Source organism: Pseudomonas mucoides (assembly GCF_015461845.1).
Taxonomy (GTDB): Bacteria; Pseudomonadota; Gammaproteobacteria; order Pseudomonadales; family Pseudomonadaceae; genus Aquipseudomonas; species Aquipseudomonas mucoides.
The window spans coordinates 1,392,498-1,412,239 of sequence record NZ_JACOPW010000001.1 but is presented as its reverse complement, the minus strand read 5'-3'; the positions used below and the strand labels follow the sequence as shown (position 1 = coordinate 1,412,239).

Genomic DNA, 19,742 nt, shown 5'->3' with positions numbered 1-19,742 from the left:
ACCGTGGATCTCAAGGAAACCGACATTCTCGGTTCAAGCATCAATCAGCATTGGTATTACGCCTCCAAAGCGGCGGCGACCACACGGTTGCTCGGCAGCACTCCGATCAGGAAAATTCTCGATGTGGGCGCAGGCTCCGGGTTCTTTTCTCACCATCTGCTGAGTCATTCATCGGCCAGCGAAGCGTGGTGTGTGGACATCAGTTACGACGCCGACTCGGACGCCAGCACCGCCGGCAAACCGGTGCATTACCGGCGCGAAATCGATGCGGTGGACGCCGACCTGGTGTTGCTGATGGACGTGCTGGAGCATGTCGACGACGACGTCGGGTTGCTCAAGGCCTATGTCGACAAAGTCCCCTCTGGCAGCCGATTCCTGATGACGGTGCCGGCGTTCCGTTTTCTCTGGAGCGGGCATGATGAGTTTCTCGAGCACAAACGCCGCTACACCCTGGCGCAACTGGAAACCGTGGCCCGAGCGGCCGGCTTGACGGTGCAGCAGGGCACTTACTATTTCGGCCTGGTGTTCCCGATTGCCGCCACGTTGCGATTGCTGCCCAAAGGCGCGCAACCGTCGCCGCCACGTTCGCAACTCAAGCAGCATCACCCGCTGGTGAACACGCTGTTGAAGACCTTGTGCAACATCGAGTTGCCGTTCATGAAGGCCAATCGTCTGGCCGGGTTGACGGTGTTTGTGCTGGCGCAGAAACCGTGACGTCAACCGAAAAATCCGCCCTGATCAAGCGTGGCCTGCGCTTTGCCGTCACCGGGTTGTTCGTCACCGCCCTGCATGCATTGGTGGCCGTGCTGTTCATCAATTACGTGTCGCCGTTGCCACCATTGGCCAACGGCGTGGCGTTTGCCGTGGCGACCGTGGTGTCCTACGTGATCAATACCACCTGGAGTTTTTCCGCACGATTGCACGGCCGGACGCTGCTGCGTTTCATGATGGTGTCCGGCGCCGGTTTTCTGTTGGCGATGCTGGTGGCCTGGGCCGCGCAGATGGCCGGGCTGCATTACTTGCTGGGGATTGGCGCCGTGGCGCTGACGATTCCGGCCTTCACCTTTGTACTGCATAACTTCTGGACGTACCGATGAAGGATCTTGTTAAACGCCTACCGCTCAATCTGCTGCCCGTATTGATCGGTGTTGTGGCTTTTTTCATCGTGGTTGGGCCGAGGGCGCTGAACCCGCAAAACATTGCATGGCTGGGGAACGGTGATCCGGCGACGCATTATCTGGGCTGGGTGTTTTTCCGTCAGTCGCCGTGGTCCTTTCCTGTCGGGCTCAATCCTTCCTACGGGCTGGAGTTGGGTAACGGCATCATTTTCTCTGATTCCAACCCGCTGCTGGCCCTCTTGTTCAAACCGTTTGCCTCGCTATTGCCGATGCCTTTCCAGTATTTCGGGCTGTGGTTCCTCGCCTGCTTCGTCTTGCAGGCCTGGTTCGCGTGGAAACTGCTGGGGCTGGTTTCTTCCCATGTGGGCGTACGTGCCGTGGGAACGGCGCTGTTTGTCTTCGCGCCACCGATGATCATGCGCATGCCGTTCCATTTGTCACTCGGTGGGCATTTTCTGGTGCTGGCTTCGTTGTATCTGGGGCTGCACCCGAATTTGCGCCGTCGACGTCTGGCCTGGGGCGCCTTGCTGGCGGCGGCCGCGTTGATCCATGCGTACTTTCTGGCGATGGTTGCCGTGATCTGGATCGCCGATCTCACGGCTGGTTATTTCAGGAAAAAAATGACGCTGCAGTCGGCTGCCATCGAACTGATCGGGCTGTTTTCGCTGGTCAGTTTTTGTTGCTGGCAGGCGGGCTATTTTTCGGTGGGCAGTGGCGCGATTTCCGATGGTTTTGGCATGTACGCCATGAACCTGCTGTCACTGATCGATCCGGGGCAGTGGTCCTATGTATTGAAGGATTTACCCGGTGTTCAAGGGTTCGGTGACGGCGAAGGATTTCTGTTTCTCGGTCTTGGGGTGATCACGCTGGGCATTTGTGCCGTGGTGGGCTTGCTGCAGGGTAAAACCGGTTTTCGCCAGCGACTGGGGCGGCAACCGCTGCTGTTTCTGGCACTGGCAGGGCTTACCCTGTTTTCGCTGTCAAACCATGTGGCGATGGGCTCGCTCGAGCTCACCTATCCGTTGCCCCCGGTAGTGATCTCTATCGCCAATGTCTTCCGTGCATCTGGACGGATGTTCTGGCCGGTCTACTACGCGATTATCTTCACCATCCTTTTCCTGGTGATCCGGGCCAACACACCTCGAACCGCCGTGAGTCTGATGTCGCTGGCGTTGCTGATTCAGGTGCTGGACACCCATGCGGGCTGGGAGGGGGTACGCAAGCAGTTGATGGTCGCGCCGGCCGCGAAGTGGACCTCGCCCATGATTGATCCGTTCTGGGAAAGCGCCGCAGCTCATTACAAGAATGTCCGCTGGATTGTTCCGCAGAACCTCTCCCCGCACTGGATGGCGGTGGCTGATTTTGCCGGTGCCCATGGCCTGGCGACGAATGCCGTTTACCTTGGGCGGATGGACACGGTCAACTGGATCAAATCCGAGCAGGAGACGGCTCGTGAAATGGAGTCGGGAAATTATGATGCCGATTCGTTGTACCTGCTCGATGAGCGTGCGCTGCTCCAGTCTGTGATGAATATTGATGCCCAATCGGACCTGTTTACCCGGATTGATGGCTTTACGGTGCTGGCGCCGGGCTGGAAACGCTGCAGCACTTGCTTGCAGGCCACACCGCAGGTCAACCCGCTGGAGCTGATTCCATCCCTCGATTCCGGACAAAAAACCGTATTTGCCTATGGCAGCCAGGGGCGGGCGATGTTGGCCAGGGGCTGGTCCGATTCGGAGCTCTGGGGCACCTGGTCCGAAGGTCCCGAAGCTGAAGTCATGTTCCGGGTTCCGGCGCCGGTGCATTCCTTGCGTCTGGAGGCCACGGCGTTTCTACCACCAGGGCATGCAGGGCAAAGTGTCGTCATCAGCATCAATGGCATGCCGGCGCTGAATACCCGGCTTGAGCAAGCCGATGGCAACTTTATCGACGTGCCCATCACGCACGAGATGCAGCAACGGGTATCGAGTCAGGGGGTGCTGAGGCTGCAATTTCAATTTGCCGATGCGGTCACCCCCAAACAGTTCGGGATAGGGCAGGACGCACGAATACTCGCACTCGGTTTGAAGTCCTTGACCGTCAATTGATGTCCGCTGGACATAGACGCCTCCCTCGGGCCTTTCTACACTGCCTCATGTGTTGGGGACCGGGGGCAAGGAATGAATCGTAATGAGCTGCGCAAGGCGGACATCAACCTGATGGTGGTGTTCGAAACGTTGATGCTCGAGCGCAACGTGACGCGGGTGGCGGAGAAGCTGTTTCTCGGTCAGCCGACCATCAGCTCGGCGCTCAACCGCTTGCGGGCGATGTTCAACGATCCGCTGTTCATCCGTGTCGGCCACCGCATGGAACCGACGGCCCGCGCCGAGGAGTTGATTCAGTACCTGTCACCGGCGCTGGATTCGTTGTCGGTGGCGTTGAGCCTGACCCACAGTTTCGACCCGGTCAGCAGCACCATGACGTTTCGCATCGGGCTGTCAGATGACGTCGAGTTCGGCCTGCTGCCTCCGTTGCTGCGCGCCTTGCGCCGGGAAGCGCCGAAGGTGGTGTTTGTGGTTCAGCACGTCGATTACTGGCGCATACCGGACTTGCTCGCGTCCGGCGACATCACGGTCGGCATCAGCCAGACCCGCGGCCTGCCGGCCAACGCCAAGCGCAAATTGTTGCGCCACATTCAGCCAAGCATCCTGCGCGCCGATGCGTCCGACACACCGCTGACGCTTGATGAATATTGCGCACGCCCTCATGTGCTGGTTTCCCACACGGCGAACGTCAGTGGTTACGCCGATGAGTGGCTGGCCGAGATTGGCCGGACGCGTCAGGTGGTGCTGTCCGTGCCGCAATACAGCTCGTTGCCGGCCTTGCTCGCGGGCACCGATCTGATTGCCAGCCTGCCGGATTACACGGCCGACGCCATGGCGGCTACCGGTTTGCTGTTCAAGGAACCGTTCCCGTTCAAGACCCCGACCCTGGACCTGTCGATGGTCTGGCTCAGCCATGTCGATACCGACCCCGCCGAACGCTGGTTGCGTTCGCGCCTGGAGGTGTTCATGAGTGAACGTCCACCCTTGCCGCTGCCCGAGTGAGTCAGACAGCGCTGTGTTATACGTAGGATCTTTCTGCCCACTATCTGGAGCTGCGTCATGCCACACGTGCACATGGAATACACCGCCAACCTGCCTGGGCTGAACGCCGACGTGGCGTTGATCCGGCTCAATAATGCCTTGGTGGCTTCCGGTCAGTTTGCGGCAGAGTTCGACATCAAGAGTCGGGCACTGAAGGTGGAGAACTTCAAGGTCGGCACTGCGTTGAATGAACGGGCGTTTGTGCATGTGAAACTGGCGCTGTTGAGCGGTCGCTCACCGCAGATCAAACAGCAGCTGTCGGAAAGCCTGCTGGCGGTGGTCCAGGACCTGTGCGAATGGCCAACCGGTGTCGAAGTGCAGTTGTGCGTGGAAATCCTCGATATCGATCGCGAGTCCTACACCAAGACCGCCATCACCCCCTGAATTCAGGCCACCTGCTCGGCACAGACGTCAATCACCTGCTCGCGCAGCCAGGTGTTGGCACTGTCCTGATCGGCACTTTGACTCCACTGCATGTCCAGGGTGAAACCCGGCAGGCCATTGGGCGCTTCGCAATGATTGAAGATCGCCTCGTTGGCGAGCAATTGCTGGATACGGCGGGGCAGGGTCAGGATGTAGTCGGTGCCAGTGATCATCTTCAGTGCCGCGCTGTAGCTGTTGGCTCGCGCGACAATCTGCCGCTTGTGCGCCTGTTGTGCCAGCCAGCCGTCGACCATGTTGGTGCTGGACGTCCATGGGGTTGGAAACACATGCCGGCGTTGCACAAAGGCTTGCAGGCTCAGCCGTGACTCCAGTGGCGTGGCGCGTTTGTCGAACACACAGACCAGATCATCTTCCAGTAACAGCCGGGATTTGAAGTCGGTGTGGCTGCGATGGAAATTCGGGCCGAAACAGATCACCAGGTCGAGGCGGCCATCGCGCAACTCGTCGACCGGGATGTCGGTTTCGAATTTGTGCATGTTGACCATCACCGGCAGGTCGGCGAAATCGAAGCGCTTGAGCAGACGCGGCAGAATCAACTGCTCGAAGTACTCCGGCGCGCAGATGTTGAACGTCACCGCTTGCAAGGTCGGGTCGAACGCTTGGGTGCTGGCGTGGCACAGGTTGATACTTTCGAGAATTTTCAGCACATGCGCGTACATGGTGCTGGCTTTGTAGGTGGGGCGCATGCCGGTGCGGGAGTTGATAAACAACTCGTCTTCAAAACTGGTCCGCAGCTTTTTCAGGCAGTAACTCACCGTGGACTGGCTGACACAAAGCGCCTCCGACACACCGGTGACGCTGCTTTGCTCGTACACGGCGACAAACACCATGAGGTCCTGCATGTCGAGCTTTCGAAGCAAGTTACTGTTCAGCATCCGTTCTGTCTCGCTGTGTTCCGTGCGCGATCAATGCGCAAACGTGTGCGAAAGATCCTAACGGAACGATGGTGCCAGGAGAATGCCTTGTAGGAAGTTTCTGCGCCGATCAGTCGATGTGTTGGTGGTAATGCCGCGGGTCGAAGCGCAGGACCATCAGGATCATCAACCCAACGACCCCTGTCAGCGCCCACCAGGCCCATTCGAAACTGCCCAGTTGGTCACGAATCATTCCGGCCATCAGCGGTGAAAGGCCGGCGATCAAGTACCCGATGCCTTGCACGAATGCCGTCAGGGCGCCGGCGCGTTGCGGGTCATCGAGGTGATCCAGCGATACAATCAGGCTCATCGGGAACAGCCCGCCGATGCCCAGCCCCAGCAGGCACGGCCAGAGCAGGCTCAGCTGTTGCGGGCAGAGAATCAGCCCGCAGAAGCCGGCCATGATCAGCGCCAGCAACACCACCAGCACCAGTCGCCGGTCACGACTGCGATTGGCAATGGCAGGCGTCACCAGCCCGGACAACACTTCCATGGCCGTCAAAAAGCCCAGCAGCAACCCGGCGTGTTGCTCGCTCCAGCCTTGTTCCACGTAGTAAGGCGCGAGCCAGGCCAGCACACAGGTGTAGGACGCGGTGCCCAGACCGAAGAAGATGGCGAGTAACCAGGCGCGGGAATTGGCGAAAAAACTCGGCCGGCGGGTTGATTGCGTCGAGCGTGCCGTAGATTCGCCACGCAGGCCAGACCATAGCAGCAGGGCCATCACGGCCAGCGCCGCCCAGATCGCCAGGCCGAGGCGCCAGCTACCACTTTGGTTCATGACCAGCGGCGCAAACGAGGCTGCAATCGCCGCGCCGCCCATGATCGACGTGACATAAAGCCCCATGCACAGGGCGACGTTGTCACTGAACCGGGCCTTGATCAGCGCCGGCATCAGGGCCTGGATCAGCGCAATACCGACACCGGCCAGCACCGCACTGAGGATCAGTTCGACGGCCGAATCGAGAAACAGTCGCGACGCCGTGGCCACGCCAATGATCAACAGCGACAGCACCACCGTGCGCTGTTCGCCGAAGCGTTGGCTGACCCGCAAGCCAAAAAACATCGCCAGGCCCATGGCCATGACCGGCAGCATCGTCAGCAGCGAGGCCATGCTGAAACTCAGCGCAATGTCCGGGCGAATCGACGACAGCAAGGGCCCGACCGCCGCCATCGACGGACGCAGGTTAAGAGCGACGAGCATGATGCTGAACATCAGCCAAAGGGCAGGGCGGGTCGTCGCGCGAACGTTTTCCATCAAACGGGCCTTCAAAAACAAGGCCCCGATTAGGCACGCCAGGGCTGGCGGCCGCAAATCAGATAATCCGCAGCACTATTTAAAAATTAAATACCTCAGCCATCAGGGTGTTTGGAGATGATTGTTTAGTCCATCTGCAACCAAGGTTCTTCAAATCCCGATTTAAAGACCTGACCGCCCGTGTGACGCTGCCGCTCATCTGTCCTCTACGGTTTTACCTATGGGCGATTGTCCCGTCGCACTTCCCTCCGAGCTGGCCTTCTGGGCGCTGTGGCATTGCCGTCACGCACGCCCCCCGGATTCCTGTATTTCCCGTTGATTGTTCTGACAGGTCCCGCGCCATGCGCTGGATCACTTCGGCGACGCCTGCGCGTTTGCCTGACGCGGAAAAAGAGAATACCCATGAGTTGTGCCACGACCTCGTTCGCCTCCCCGCAAGAAGCCCTGACCTTTCTCGAACAGAACCCGGACATTGAAATGTTCGAGCTGTTCATCCTCGACAACAACGGTGTGCCACGGGGCAAGCTGCTGCATCGCGATGAACTGCTGGCGGTGTACGAGAGCGGTCGGCCGCTGCCGAGCACCATTCTGGGCCTGACCATCAATGGCGACGACGTGGAAAACTCCGGACTGGTCTGGGACGTCGGCGACATTGACTGCCGTGCCTACCCGATCAGCGGCAGCCTGACGCGCATGCCGTGGCGGTTGATTCCGACAGCGGCGGTGCAAGTCAGCATGCACCCCAAAGAAGGCATGCCGGCGACGATCGCCGATCCCCGGCACTTGTTGGCGAAAGTGATCGAAGGCCTGCAAGCCGACGGTTACTACCCGGTGATGGCGGCGGAGCTGGAGTTTTATCTGCTGGATCAGCAGCGCGACAGCAACGGGCGGCCGCAACCGGCGCGGGATGTCGATGGCGGGCGGCCGCGCACGACGCAAGTCTATGGCTTGCGTGAACTGGAGCAGATCGAACCGTTTCTGGCCGATCTCTACAGCGCCTGCAAGCTGCAAGGCATTCCGGCGCGCACGGCGATTTCCGAATACGCGCCGGGGCAGGTGGAAATTACCCTCGAACATCGCACCGATGCCCTACAGGCAATGGACGAAGCCGTGCGTTACAAACGATTGGTCAAGGGCGTGGCCCACAAGCACGGGATGACGGCCTGCTTCATGGCCAAACCCTTCGACGATCTGGCGGGCACGGGGATGCACATGCATGTCAGCCTCGCGGACAGAGAGGGCAACAACCTGTTCGCCAGCGAAGCCCCGGACGGCACGCCGTTGCTCAGGCAGGCGGTCGGCGGCATGCTCAGTACCTTGCTCGATTCTTTGCTGTTGTTCTGCCCGAATGCCAACTCCTACCGGCGATTCCAGACCAACAGCTATGCGCCCCTGGCGGCGACCTGGGGCGTGGATAACCGCACGGTGAGTCTGCGCGTGCCGGGTGGGCCGGCGTTTTCCCGGCACATCGAACACCGTATTTGCGGCGCTGATGCCAACCCGTACCTGGCCGCCGCGGCGATACTGGCTGGTATCCATCGCGGTATTCGCGAACAACTCGACCCGGGTGCGCCGGTGGAAGGCAACGGGTACGCCCAGGCCACGGAGCTGTTACCGACCGATTGGCTGACCACGTTGCGCGCGCTGGAAGGCTCGACCTGGGCGCGTGAAGCGTTCGGACAACCTTTTCTGGGCGTCTACCTGGCCGTTAAGCGCGCCGAGTATCGACAGTTCATGGGCGAGGTCGGCGAGCAGGACTGGCGCTGGTACCTGAACCAGGCCTGAACCATTCTCAATTATTCATAACGTTGGTCGCAGGTTTAATAAGCCAACTATTCGTTGGCTTCTTTTTCACAAAAAATTGATGGTTGGCTGCTTAACATTAGTGTTGTCACGGTCAATGAAATTTTCACATTTGCCGTAGGCACTTCTTTTCAGGAACAGCCGATCACCATGTTGAAGATTAAAGCCGTGCGCCCGGAATGGGTGACACTGATTGCCAGCGCCTTTTTGTTAACTGCCTTCAATTTTGTGTTGTGGCAGCACCTGTTTGAAATCACCGCAGCCGACGGTAAAGGCATCGTCATGCGCGTGGCATTCGGGGCGATGATTCTGGCGGCTTTCAACATTGTACTGACCTTTCTGGCGTTCAAGCGTGTGCTCAAGCCGGTCCTGACGCTGATCTTCATGATCAGCGCCGGGGTGGCCTACTTCATGAGCCAATACGGTGTACTGATTGACACCGGCATGTTGCGTAACTTTGCACAAACCAATGCGACGGAAGTAAGAGACTTGCTCTCGTTGAAGTTGTTGGCGTATATCCTGTTCCTGGGTGTTTTGCCGTCGTTGTTATTGTGGAAAACACCGATCAGTTATCGTCGCTGGCACCACGAGTTATTAAGCAAGGTGTTGGTAAGTGTTGTGTCCGCTGTCGTTATAGGCGGCGTGGCCCTGATTAACTATCAGGGCTTGTCTTCTTTGTTCCGTAATCACCATGAGTTGCGCCTGATGGTTGTGCCGAGCAACTACATTGGTGCCTCCGCTGGTTACTTGCGTGAACAGGTTGCGTCTGCCCATCAACCCTTTGTCAAAATCGGCGAAGACGCGCAGAAGAACCCGGTCTGGCAATCCCATGGCCGCAAATCCCTGACCGTACTGGTGGTGGGCGAAAGCGCCCGGGCCGAGAACTTCGGCATCCTGGGCTATGGCCGCGACACCACCCCGAAGCTGAGTAAAGAAGCCGGCCTGATTTCGTTTACCGATGTGCATTCCTGCGGCACCGAAACCGCCGTGTCCGTGCCGTGCATGTTCTCCAACATGGGCCGCAAGGACTACAACGCCAGCAAGGCGAAGAATGAAGAGGGCCTGCTCGATGTGCTTAAACGGGCCGGCCTGGACGTGATCTGGCGTGACAACCAGTCGGGCTGCAAAGGCACGTGCGACCGGGTCACCATCGACGACGTAAGCAACCTGAAAGACCCGGTGCTGTGCGCCAACAGCGAATGCCGCGACGAAATCCTGCTGCAAGGTTTGCAACATTTCATCGACACACTCGATAAAGACACCGTGTTGGTCTTGCATCAAATGGGCAGCCATGGCCCTGAATACTTCAAGCGTTACCCGAAAGAGTTCGAGCATTTCACGCCGGTTTGTGAAAGTAACGCGCTGAACAATTGCAGTCGCGAAAGTATCGTTAATGGTTACGACAACACGTTGGTGTACACCGACCACGTGCTGTCGACCCTGATCGATCTGTTGCGCAAGAACCAGGAGAAAGTGGATACCGCGATGCTGTACCTGTCCGACCACGGCGAATCTTTGGGTGAATACAATCTGTTCCTGCACGGCACGCCTTACATGCTGGCGCCGGAGCAACAGAAACACGTGGCCATGCTGGCGTGGTTCTCCGACAGTTATCAGAAGTCGTTCTCGGTAAACACACATTGCCTGCAACTGAGTCGCGACAAGCCATTGAGCCAGGACAACCTGTTTCATTCGATGCTGGGGCTGCTGGAAGTCAACAGCAAGGTCTACAACCAGGATCTGGATATGTTTGCCGGCTGTCGCGGTGCGGTGGTCGACGGCGTGTTGGCCAAGGATTGAACGCTTCAACTTTTTCAGACACTGGCCGCTAACTTGCGGTCGCAAGAGTCATCATCAAGGGTCAATTGCACATGTCTGCGCAACCCACATCCGCCATCGAGCTTGAGTTCGCCCGGCGCTACGATCAGGAACACGCCCGCGTCTGCCGTCAGCCGCAACCGCGTAGCCTGATGGGGCGCCTGGCGTTCTGGCGCGAGGAAAACCTGGTGCGCAATGCGCTCAAGGTGGCGGGCGAGCCGGGGTTGATCCTTGACGTGGCCTGCGGTGCCGGGCGCTTCTGGCCGGTGCTGGCCGAGCACGCAAACCGCGTGATCCTCGCGTCGGACCCGTCCCAGGACATGCTTAACCATGCGCAGACTCACCATCCGCAAAGCCTGCTCAAGCGGATCAAGACCTTTCAGAGCTCAGCGTTCAGCCTGGGCTTGTCCGTCAATGCGGTGGACTGCATTTTTTGCATGCAACTGTTTCAGCACATCACCTGCGCCGAACATCGGATGGTCATGCTCCAGGAATTCCACCGGGTCAGTCGCGATACGGTAATTGTGGCGGCTCGGATCGACGGCTATTTTAATCTGCGCCGACCAGAGACGGAGGCCGTTCACGCCCCGCAGCCGGTCAGCAAGGCCGAGATTGAAGCGGACTTCAAGCAAGCCGGTTTCCGGGTGCTGAGCCATCAGGACGTCCTGCCGGGTTGCAGGTGGATGCGGGTCTACGTACTCAGTAAGACCAGTTAGTCTCCGCTTGTCAGACATTTATTGCTGTCGGGCAGGTCTTTTCGCTAAAGCTCTTGTTCAGTGATGCGCGGAAATCGCCGGGGGCGATATATACTGCGCGCCATTCTTCAAGGGAGAGCCGTGTGGCCATCGATATTCACTGGATTCGCGACAACGATAGCCTCGGTCAGTTTTGCGCCGAGTGGCAGCAACTGCCATTCGTTGCCCTCGACACCGAATTCATGCGGGTCGACACCTTTTACCCGATTGCAGGCCTGCTGCAGATCGGCGATGGCGTACGCGCTTACCTGATAGACCCACTGACCATCGACAACTGGAAGCCCTTGGCCGCGTTGCTGGAAAACCCGGCGGTGGTCAAAGTCGTGCATGCGTGCAGTGAAGACCTCGAGGTCTTGCTGCGCCTGACCGGCAGCCTGCCGGCGCCGCTGTTCGATACGCAACTGGCGGCCGCCTACCTGAACCTGGGTTTCTCCATGGGTTACTCGCGATTGGTGCAAGAGGTGCTCGGCATCGACCTGCCCAAGGGCGAAACCCGCTCCGACTGGTTGCAACGTCCGCTGTCCGACACCCAGATCAGCTACGCCGCCGAAGATGCTCTGCACTTGGCGGAGGTTTTCGTACAGCTTCGTCCGAAGCTGTCTGAGGACAAATACAACTGGGTCCTGGACGACGGCGCTGAGCTGGTGGCCAACCTGCGCCGCGAGGTCGACCCGTACGAGGTTTATCGCGATGCCAAGCTGGCCTGGAAACTGTCCCGCGCCCAACTCGCCGTGTTGCGTGAACTGTGCGCCTGGCGTGAGCGCGAGGCCCGTGCCCGTGACTTGCCGCGCAACCGCATTGTCCGTGAGCACTCCCTGTGGCCGCTGGCGCGGACTCAGCCGGACAACCTCGGCGCGCTGGCGAAAATCGAAGACATGCACCCGCGCACCGTGCGTCAGGATGGCGAGTTTCTGCTGGATCTGATCAAGCGCGCCGGCAGTGTGTCGCCCGATCAATGGCCGCCTGCTGTGCCGGAGCCGCTGCCGGTGGATGCCGCCGTGCTGGTCAAACAGCTGCGCGCCATTGGTCAGGCCGAAGCCGAACGCTTGAACATCGCGCCGGAACTGATGCTGCGCAAGAAAACCCTGGAAGCGCTGCTCAAGAGCGGCTTCCCCAATGGTCCATACCAATTGCCTGATTCGCTGCGTGGCTGGCGCCGCGAATTGATGGGCCAGGCATTGCTCGACAGCCTGGCCACCGCCGGAGAACAGCCTTGAAACGTATTTGCTCGATCTACCGAAGCCTGAAAAAAAACGAGATGTACCTCTATGTGCTCAAAAGCGATGCACTGGAGCGCGTCCCGGAATCATTGATGGCCGCCTTCGGCAAACCGCACCACGCGTTCGATCTGGTGCTGACCCCCGAGCGCAAGCTGTCGCGCGAGGACATCACGGTGGTCCTGGAAAACCTCGAAAAGCAGGGCTACCACCTGCAAATGCCACCGGCCGAAGACGAATACATCGAACACTTGCCGGAAGAGTTGCTGCGCCGCAACGACCCGATGTAAGCGGCAGACAGGCTCTGTTCAGCGTCTGTGTGAAACACTGGAATGATTTTTGGCGATGACCGCGACGAGGGAACCATACTCGCTCGGCGGTCGTCTGCACGGCTTTTGAAAGGTTTGAAACATGCGCGTTCTGATTGCTGAACACGACCACCCGGTATATGCACAATTGCTGCGTCAGGCGGCACCTGAGCTGGAAGTGCTCACCAGTGGCGACTCCGCTGAACTGGCCCGTCTGGCGGCTGATTGCCCGGTCTGGCTGGGTCAACCGGATCTGCTGGCCACCCTGTTGCGTCAGGGTCATGAGCCGCAATGGCTGCAATCGACCTGGGCGGGCATCACGCCGCTGCTGGTCGACGGTTTGCCCCGTCACTATCGCCTGACCCGCGCGGTCGGCATTTTTGGCCAGGTCATGGCCGAATACGTGCTGACCTACATGCTCGGCCACGAACGCGAAGTGCTGGCGCGGCTGGTCAGTCAGGTCGAGCGCAAATGGGATAGCCGCCAGGGCCAAAGCCTGGCGGGGCGCAAAGTGTTGATCGTCGGCACCGGCGACATCGGCCAGACCGTGGCGAAGTTTCTGCTGCCGTTTGGCGTCGAGTTGTACGGCATTGCCAGCGAAGCTCGCGAGCAGGCACCGTTTATCGAAGTCGGCGCGCTGGCGGATTTGCCGCGTCTGGTCGGCGAAGTGGATTACGTGATCAATCTGCTGCCCAATACCCCGAACACCCACGACCTGTACGACGCGACACTGTTCAAGCAATTCAAGCCGACCGGGTTGTTCATCAACGTCGGTCGCGGTGTGGCGGTGGTCGATGCCGATCTGGTCGAAGCCTTGAAAGAAGGGCATCTGGCGGGCGCGGTAATTGATGTCTGCCGTCAGGAGCCGCTGCCGCAACGTCATCCGTTCTGGACGGCCTGGGGCTTGCTGCTGACCGGTCACAGCTCGGCACCGACCTCGCCATCGATGATGGTGAATTTGTTTGTCGAGAACCTGCGGGCTTACGAGGCGGGTGAAGCGCTGCGCGGAGAAGTGGATTTCGAGCGCGGCTACTGAGTTCACCCTCAATCAAATGTGGGAGCGAGCAAGCTCGCTCCCACATTGGTTTTGCGGTGTTGTTAGAGGGTGAAGTCGCCTTCAGCGGCCAGTTCGCTCAACGGGCGACGCGGGCTCGGCTCTTCGCGCGCTTGCAGGTAATCCGCCAGCGTCGCCTTATCCCCCAGTTTGCCCACCGCCACGGCGGCGTGCAGTGCATAACCTTGCGGAATGTTCAGCTCCTTGCGGGTCAGCTCCTGATCAAAACCGGCCATGCCGTGGGTGTGCCAGCCGCTGAGGCTCGCTTGCAACGCCAGGTGCCCCCACGCCGAACCCGTGTCGAAGGTGTGCCACAGCGCCGGGGTTTCTTCAGTCGCGCCCGGTGCGATGAAGGTGGTTTTCGAAATCACGATCACCAGCGCCGAGGCGTGTTGTGCCCAGCTGCGGTTGAATTCGTTCAGCAGTCCCAGGTAACGCTCCCAGTTTGCCGTGTCGCGACGCGCGTAGAGAAACCGCCAAGGCTGCGAGTTGTAGGCCGACGGTGCCCAGCGCGCAGCTTCGAAGAAACTCAGCAGGGTCTCTTCAGGAATCGCTTCGCCGGTGAACGCGCGGGGCGACCAGCGATCGGTGAATTGCGGGTGAATGGCATAGTCGGCAACGCGTGGATTGGCACTCATCAAGAGATTCCTTGCTACGTTTGAAGTGAGGGAGCGACGCAAAACCCTACTGGGCGGCGCAAAAACTGACAAGTCCGTTCTACCGGCAGTCGCCAATGCTTGGCCCGCAAGGGCCTTGGCACTAGACTGGCGGCCTTTTCACCACCTGATGTTGATGCTTGAGCCATGGCCGCCAAAGTCGAACCGTTCTGGATACGCAAAACCCTCGATCAACTCGATCAAGAGGAATGGGAGTCGCTGTGCGACGGCTGCGGCCTGTGCTGCCTGCAAAAACTCGAAGATGAAGACGACAACAGCGTCTATTACACGCGCATCGCCTGCAAACTTCTGGACCTGAAAACCTGCCAGTGCACCGATTACCCCAACCGGCGTGATTTCGTCCCGGACTGCATCCAGCTCACGCCGGGCAAGGCCGACGAGTTCAAATGGCTGCCACCGACCTGCGGCTATCGCCTGGTCAGTGAAGGCAAGGACTTGCCGCTCTGGCACCATCTGGTGTGCGGCGACCGCGATGCGGTGCACCACCAACGAATTTCACAATCCGGGCGCATGCTCGCCGAAGGCAGCGTGCCTGAAGATGACTGGGAAGATCACCTGATATTCCGCGCGGGTTAATGGCTGACAGATTCAGCTTCACTAAGGAGTGTGTATGGCTGTGGGATGGCGGCTGGCGTTGGCAGTCGGGCTAGTGGCCCTGAGTTCGCCCGTGTGGGCGGCGAAGAAAGTCGATCTGGATTACCACGTGCGCCTGTTGCCGCAAAGCGATCAGGCGGAAGTACGCCTGACACTGGCGCAGGGTTCGGCGGTGCGCAGCCTGGATTTTGACCTGGGCGACGGCAGCCACTACAGCGACTTCAAGGCCGACGGCCAATGGCAACTCACGCCGGGCAAAGCCGCACGGGGTGTTTGGCATCCTGCCGCCGACAAGGCCAGCCTGACCTACCGCGTGCGTATCAGCCACGGGCGCAAAAACGGCAGTTTCGATACGCGCATGACACCGACCTGGGCGTTGATGCGTGGTGATGACCTGGTGCCCGCCGCCAGACTCGATCAACAGGACGGCATCGAGTTGGTTTCGCGCCTTGAGTTCGAGTTGCCGACCGGCTGGAAAAGCGTCGAAACCGCCTGGCCGCGAATCGGCAAGAATAAATTTCGCATCGACAACGTGTCCCGATTGTTCGACCGGCCCACCGGCTGGATGCTCGCCGGTCATCTCGGCAGCCGTCGCACCCGATTGGGCGAAACCGAAGTCACCGTCACTTCGCCTCAGGGCCAGGGCATGCGCCGCATGGACGTGCTGACGCTTTTGACCTTCGTCTGGCCGCAAGTGCAAGCTGTGTTTCCGCGTCATCCAGGCAAACTGCTGATTGTCGGCGCCAACGACCCGATGTGGCGCGGTAGCCAGGCCGCGCACGAGTCGATCTACTTGAATACACGTCTTGCGCTGGTCAGCGAAAACGGCAGCAGCGCGCTGGTGCGTGAACTGGCGCAGGTGTTCGCACGGATCAACGACAAACAGCGCAGCGAATGGATCAGCGAAGGGTTTGCCGAGTACTACTCCATCGAACTGGTGCGCCGCGCCGGCGGCATGAGCGATGAACGGTATGAAAGCCTGCATGGCAAATTGGTCAAGGACAGCCAGAAGGTCACGACCGTGCGTGGCGACCAGATCAGTCCGGCGCAAGTGTCGAAAGCGGTGGTGATGCTACAGGAACTGGATCGCGAAATTCGCTTGAAGACGCGTAACAAGCGATCGCTGGATGATGTGTTACGCGGGGCGATGCATCTGGAGAGTGTCGATACCAAGGAGTTTGTTCAGCTCGCCGAGAGCGTCATTGGCGAGCCTTCCAAAGTTCTCGATACCGAGTTGCTCCAATGATACCGCCATCGCGAGCAGGCTCACTCCTACAGGATTTTGTGTACACCACAAATCAACTGTAGGCGTGAGCCTGCTCGCGATGAGGCCCTAAGCCTCAATACTTTTTCTGGATCAAACCCCTGTCTTCGGCGACTTCAACGAATCATTCCCCGTCACCGTAGCCGTCTTGGTCGCCGCCTCGGCATTTGCCTTCAACGTGCGCAATTCTTCCCCGGCCCGCTCAATTTTCGCCCGCACGTTGTCCATGTCCTGGCGGCTCTTCTCGATCATGCTTTTGACCGAACTGTGCCCGGTGATCCCGCGGGCCAGTACCACACCGCCGATCGCCACTTGAATCAAGCCGAAAATCCCGCCGCGACGCAGGCCCTTGCCCATCATCACTACGCCACCGGCCACGGAGCCTGCGCGCTCCCAACCGTAAACGTTGTGCTCGGAATGGCTCTGGAACGGGGTGGATTCAATGCGTTCTACGCGTTTGAGTTCGCTCATGATCTTTCTCCTGGCAGGAAGGGCTGCGTCGTCGTGGATAGTTAAGCTGACTGCCGAGGCGGGCGGCTTGTTCCATCGGATGTGCGTCGAATCAGCGAAATTTCGCCCCGGAACGGGTGTTGAGCCCTTTGGACATGCGGTCGTAAAGCACGACGTTGACGGTGGCCGCCAGGTTCATGCAACCGGTGGTCGGGATGTAGACCACGTCTTCGCACCAGTCGCGAATCTCTTTATCCAGCGAGCCGTCTTCCGGGCCGAAGATGTAGAGGGCGCGATCGGGGTGGGTGTATTCCGGCAGGGAGCGCGCACCTTCGACCAGTTCCACGGCCACCGGCACGCAGCCCAGCGGCAGGATTTTTTTCAGGTCGTCGATGCCGATCAGCGGGATGTCGTAGTGGACGCGCTTGGTGTCGGTCACGAAGTCGGCGGCGCGTTCATAACGTTTGCCGGTGTAGAACACGGACGCCACGCCATAGCAGCCGGCGGCACGCATGACCGAACCGACGTTTTCCGGTGATTTGGGGTTATACAAACCAATGCAGCTGTACCGTTTATCTGCCACGAGCGGGGTGCCTTCGGGGAAAAAACGGCGATTATACGGGGATTGGGGAAGGGGTGTTCAGTGATCATTCCCACGCTCCGCGTGGCAATGCCTCAACGGACGCTCTGCGTTCGGCTCTAGATGGGACGCAGAGCGTCCCGGGCTGCATTCCCACGCAGTGCGTGGGAATGATCAGGCATGGGGTCAGTCGACTTCAGTCTTCTTTTTTCATCAACCCAGCCAACGCCGCAAACGGGTTATGCGTTGCCTTGGCGATTTTCGGCGTGCTCAGCGAGCCTTCGCCGAAATACTGCTGGTCGGTATATCGCGAGTGTTCATTGTCGTGGCAGTACAGGCACAACAGTTCCCAGTTCGAGCCGTCTTGCGGGTTGTTGTCGTGGTTGTGGTCGCGGTGGTGCACGGTCAGTTCGCTCAGGCGCTTGCCGGAAAACTCACGGGCGCAGCGGCCGCACACATGCGGGTACATCTTCAGGGCCTTGTCGCGGTAGCCCATTTCCTTGTCGCGCTGGTTGTCGGCGAGGATGCGGTCCAGCTTCGAAGTATTGGTCGGGGTGGACGAACTCATGGGTTCACCTTTGTAAAAAAGACTAATGACGGTTATGACGTGAGTTTAGCTCAGCCCTTGAGCTTCTCGGCAATCCAGATGGTGTGACGCGTGCCCTTGTTGCCATGGGCAAAGACCTGGACTTCCTCGGCCTTGAAACCGGCCTTCTTCAATTTGTCGGAAAACTGCTTGTCGGCGCTGGCCGACCACACCGCCAGAACGCCTTTGGGCCGCAGGGCCTTGGCGCAGGCACTCAGGCCACCGGCGGAATAGAGCCAGCTATTGGCTCGTTGGGTCAGGCCTTCGGGGCCGTTGTCGACGTCGAGCATGATCGCGTCGAAGCCTTGCGGCTCGGCTTGCAATACCTTGGCCACGTCTTCCATGCGGATCACGGTGCGCGGGTCGAGCAACGGGTTGCCGGCCTTCTCGCCCAGTGGACCTCGGTTCCACTCCACCACACCCGGCACCAGCTCGGCGACCACCACTTCGGCCGTCTTGCCCAAATGCTTGAGCGCCGAGGCGAGGGTAAAGCCCATGCCCAGACCGCCGATCAGCACGCGAGAATTTGGCCGGCCGGCGACTTTGCGACACGGAATCTCGGCCAACGCATCTTCGGAGCCGTGCATGCGGGTGTTCATCAGTTGCCCGCCGTCGCCACCCTGGATCTTGATGACGAAATCCTCACCGTATTCGAACAGGCACAGGGCACCGCCGTTTTCAGGGATAGGGGCAGTGTCGAGCAGAACGAAACGTTTCATGGGGCTCTCTTGAGAAGGATTGGCATAAACGGTGAGGGCAAACGGACGCCGTTGGGAGTAGCCTGAAAGTGACCACAAGGCCAACGGAGCCATTGATGAAGCGCACTATTCTAACGGCCATTGCTCTGGCCGCGCTCTCGATTACTGCTGTGCAGGCGCAAACGCTGCAATCCATCCCTGTCAGCCCCGCGCCCATGCCCGGTTCGCCCGGCACCGCGACACCGACCCCGTACCCGCAAATCACTGCGCCGTCCTTGCCAAAAGCCGGGCCGGGCAGTGGTGGTCCGCCGTTGGTGCCGATTGAAATGCCCAGCCCGCCGACTAAAGACCAGCCCGTGCCGAGGATCGAGCAAAACCCGTCGAAAGCCAAATCGCCGGGCGGTTAAACCTGCTGCTCAAGCAGTTGCCCGTCGGCCATGCGCAAGCGTTTGGAAAGGGAGACGGCGAGGGCGCGAATGATCTTGGCGGCGATTTTCGGCGCGTCGTTGATCATCTTTTCCAGCGAGTCCTTGCCCAGGTTCAGCAACTGACAGTTGCTGGCGGCCACGCAGCTGGCTGAGCGTCGTTCGCCATCCAGCACGGCCATCTCGCCGAACGAGCGGCCGCTGCGCAATGTGGCCATGGTTACCAGCTGCCCGTCACCGTTGGTTTTTTGCACCGCCACCTGGCCGGTGTGAATGATGCACATGAAACTGCCGGCATCGCCCTCGTGGAAAATCTCCTCGCCCTGCGCCACGGTGCTGATGCTGAAGTAACCCGAGGCCGCCGCGAAGTCGGCGGGCAGCAATTGGTCGAACAGGCCGCAGTCCATCAGCCAATCGCGAATTTCGTTGTTCAGTAAGGTCGGTTCTGACATGTCGTCACGGTCTTTTTCTTGTGTCTGTTGCTGGTCAAGGTCCTGAGCTCTCCACTAATCCCTGTAGGAGCCGAGCTTGCTCGCGATGAGGCCATCAAATTCAACATCAATATTGAATGTGATGCCCCAATCGCGGGCAGGTCGAATCGTCGCACCGCCGGCTCCTACAGGAGATAGGTGTTGTACCGGGCCCGGGGGCTGGTCT

Annotated in this window: 22 protein-coding genes; 14 read left to right on the top strand and 8 right to left on the bottom strand. The window is 59.5% G+C overall.

The genetic code is table 11. The features are described from left to right. The first annotated feature begins 3 nt into the window (after positions 1 to 3). From H8F22_RS06665 to H8F22_RS06645, 5 genes are all read left to right on the top strand, one after another. Positions 4 to 714 carry a class I SAM-dependent methyltransferase gene (locus H8F22_RS06665; protein WP_027925886.1) on the top strand — a complete coding sequence of 237 codons (711 nt, stop codon included), beginning with the start codon at positions 4 to 6 and terminating at the stop codon, positions 712 to 714. Continuing rightward, a complete protein-coding gene (locus tag H8F22_RS06660; protein WP_027925885.1) occupies positions 711 to 1,097 on the top strand; it encodes a GtrA family protein in 387 nt (128 codons plus the stop codon). Before H8F22_RS06665 ends, H8F22_RS06660 begins: the two co-directional genes overlap by 4 nt. Continuing rightward, a complete protein-coding gene (locus H8F22_RS06655; RefSeq protein ID WP_059181444.1) occupies positions 1,094 to 3,205 on the top strand; it encodes a DUF6311 domain-containing protein in 2,112 nt (703 codons plus the stop codon). The genes H8F22_RS06660 and H8F22_RS06655 overlap by 4 nt, the downstream gene beginning before the upstream one ends. A gap of 72 nt (positions 3,206 to 3,277) precedes the next feature. Next, positions 3,278 to 4,204 (top strand): LysR substrate-binding domain-containing protein, encoded by a 927-nt coding sequence (locus H8F22_RS06650; RefSeq protein ID WP_059181443.1) that lies wholly within the window; start codon positions 3,278 to 3,280, stop codon positions 4,202 to 4,204. A 57-nt stretch (positions 4,205 to 4,261) separates the two neighbouring features. After that, positions 4,262 to 4,627, top strand: a complete 366-nt coding sequence (locus H8F22_RS06645) for a 5-carboxymethyl-2-hydroxymuconate Delta-isomerase (protein WP_059181442.1) — start codon at positions 4,262 to 4,264, stop codon at positions 4,625 to 4,627. A gap of 2 nt (positions 4,628 to 4,629) precedes the next feature. Here the strand turns inward: H8F22_RS06645 and H8F22_RS06640 are convergent, their stop codons facing one another. After that, entirely contained in the window at positions 4,630 to 5,562 is a 933-nt protein-coding gene (locus H8F22_RS06640) for a LysR family transcriptional regulator (protein ID WP_027925881.1), read from the bottom strand. Positions 5,563 to 5,671: 109 nt separating this feature from the next. Continuing rightward, positions 5,672 to 6,856, bottom strand: coding sequence for a cyanate transporter (locus tag H8F22_RS06635; protein WP_194939861.1), 1,185 nt, complete (start codon positions 6,854 to 6,856; stop codon positions 5,672 to 5,674). Positions 6,857 to 7,258: 402 nt separating this feature from the next. Between H8F22_RS06635 and H8F22_RS06630 the strand changes: the two genes are divergently transcribed. From H8F22_RS06630 to H8F22_RS06605, 6 genes are all read left to right on the top strand, one after another. After that, positions 7,259 to 8,641 carry a glutamine synthetase family protein gene (locus tag H8F22_RS06630; protein WP_027925879.1) on the top strand — a complete coding sequence of 461 codons (1,383 nt, stop codon included), beginning with the start codon at positions 7,259 to 7,261 and terminating at the stop codon, positions 8,639 to 8,641. 168 nt (positions 8,642 to 8,809) lie between these two features. Continuing rightward, complete coding sequence (locus H8F22_RS06625; protein ID WP_194939860.1) at positions 8,810 to 10,459, top strand: phosphoethanolamine transferase; 1,650 nt, start codon at positions 8,810 to 8,812, stop codon at positions 10,457 to 10,459. 71 nt (positions 10,460 to 10,530) lie between these two features. Further along, complete coding sequence (locus H8F22_RS06620) at positions 10,531 to 11,193, top strand: class I SAM-dependent methyltransferase (protein ID WP_194939859.1); 663 nt, start codon at positions 10,531 to 10,533, stop codon at positions 11,191 to 11,193. Positions 11,194 to 11,315: 122 nt separating this feature from the next. Next, the gene (gene rnd / locus H8F22_RS06615; RefSeq protein WP_027925876.1) at positions 11,316 to 12,449 is read left to right on the top strand and encodes a ribonuclease D; all 1,134 of its coding nucleotides are present in this window, start codon (positions 11,316 to 11,318) and stop codon (positions 12,447 to 12,449) included. Further along, positions 12,446 to 12,739, top strand: coding sequence for a YcgL domain-containing protein (locus tag H8F22_RS06610; protein ID WP_007898694.1), 294 nt, complete (start codon positions 12,446 to 12,448; stop codon positions 12,737 to 12,739). The genes rnd and H8F22_RS06610 overlap by 4 nt, the downstream gene beginning before the upstream one ends. Before the next feature lie 121 nt (positions 12,740 to 12,860). Further along, the gene (locus tag H8F22_RS06605) at positions 12,861 to 13,793 is read left to right on the top strand and encodes a D-2-hydroxyacid dehydrogenase (protein WP_027925875.1); all 933 of its coding nucleotides are present in this window, start codon (positions 12,861 to 12,863) and stop codon (positions 13,791 to 13,793) included. A gap of 62 nt (positions 13,794 to 13,855) precedes the next feature. Here the strand turns inward: H8F22_RS06605 and H8F22_RS06600 are convergent, their stop codons facing one another. After that, positions 13,856 to 14,449: a nitroreductase family protein gene (locus H8F22_RS06600; RefSeq protein WP_027925874.1), complete on the bottom strand. Its 594-nt coding sequence runs from the start codon at positions 14,447 to 14,449 to the stop codon at positions 13,856 to 13,858. A 165-nt stretch (positions 14,450 to 14,614) separates the two neighbouring features. Between H8F22_RS06600 and H8F22_RS06595 the strand changes: the two genes are divergently transcribed. Together H8F22_RS06595 and H8F22_RS06590 are read left to right on the top strand one after the other, a co-directional pair. Next, entirely contained in the window at positions 14,615 to 15,064 is a 450-nt protein-coding gene (locus H8F22_RS06595; RefSeq protein WP_027925873.1) for a YcgN family cysteine cluster protein, read from the top strand. Positions 15,065 to 15,098: 34 nt separating this feature from the next. Further along, complete coding sequence (locus tag H8F22_RS06590) at positions 15,099 to 16,328, top strand: hypothetical protein (protein WP_027925872.1); 1,230 nt, start codon at positions 15,099 to 15,101, stop codon at positions 16,326 to 16,328. A gap of 111 nt (positions 16,329 to 16,439) precedes the next feature. Here H8F22_RS06590 and H8F22_RS06585 read toward each other — a convergent pair whose 3' ends face one another. The 4 genes from H8F22_RS06585 to H8F22_RS06570 form a co-directional block, all read right to left on the bottom strand. After that, positions 16,440 to 16,817 carry a YgaP family membrane protein gene (locus tag H8F22_RS06585; RefSeq protein WP_194939858.1) on the bottom strand — a complete coding sequence of 126 codons (378 nt, stop codon included), beginning with the start codon at positions 16,815 to 16,817 and terminating at the stop codon, positions 16,440 to 16,442. Between the two features lie 91 nt (positions 16,818 to 16,908). Next, the gene (locus H8F22_RS06580; RefSeq protein WP_008153126.1) at positions 16,909 to 17,379 is read right to left on the bottom strand and encodes an RNA methyltransferase; all 471 of its coding nucleotides are present in this window, start codon (positions 17,377 to 17,379) and stop codon (positions 16,909 to 16,911) included. 193 nt (positions 17,380 to 17,572) lie between these two features. Continuing rightward, on the bottom strand, positions 17,573 to 17,944 hold the full coding sequence (locus tag H8F22_RS06575; protein ID WP_007944009.1) for a YajD family HNH nuclease: 372 nt from the start codon (positions 17,942 to 17,944) through the stop codon (positions 17,573 to 17,575). Positions 17,945 to 17,994: 50 nt separating this feature from the next. Further along, positions 17,995 to 18,681, bottom strand: coding sequence for a spermidine synthase (locus tag H8F22_RS06570; protein WP_027925870.1), 687 nt, complete (start codon positions 18,679 to 18,681; stop codon positions 17,995 to 17,997). Between the two features lie 95 nt (positions 18,682 to 18,776). On the opposite strand from H8F22_RS06570, the gene H8F22_RS06565 reads away from it, so the two are divergent. Further along, positions 18,777 to 19,067 (top strand): hypothetical protein, encoded by a 291-nt coding sequence (locus tag H8F22_RS06565; RefSeq protein WP_027925869.1) that lies wholly within the window; start codon positions 18,777 to 18,779, stop codon positions 19,065 to 19,067. Here the strand turns inward: H8F22_RS06565 and H8F22_RS06560 are convergent. After that, positions 19,064 to 19,537: a cyclic nucleotide-binding domain-containing protein gene (locus H8F22_RS06560; protein WP_027925868.1), complete on the bottom strand. Its 474-nt coding sequence runs from the start codon at positions 19,535 to 19,537 to the stop codon at positions 19,064 to 19,066. The two genes, H8F22_RS06565 and H8F22_RS06560, sit on opposite strands and share 4 nt — an antisense overlap. Positions 19,538 to 19,742: the final 205 nt, after the last annotated feature.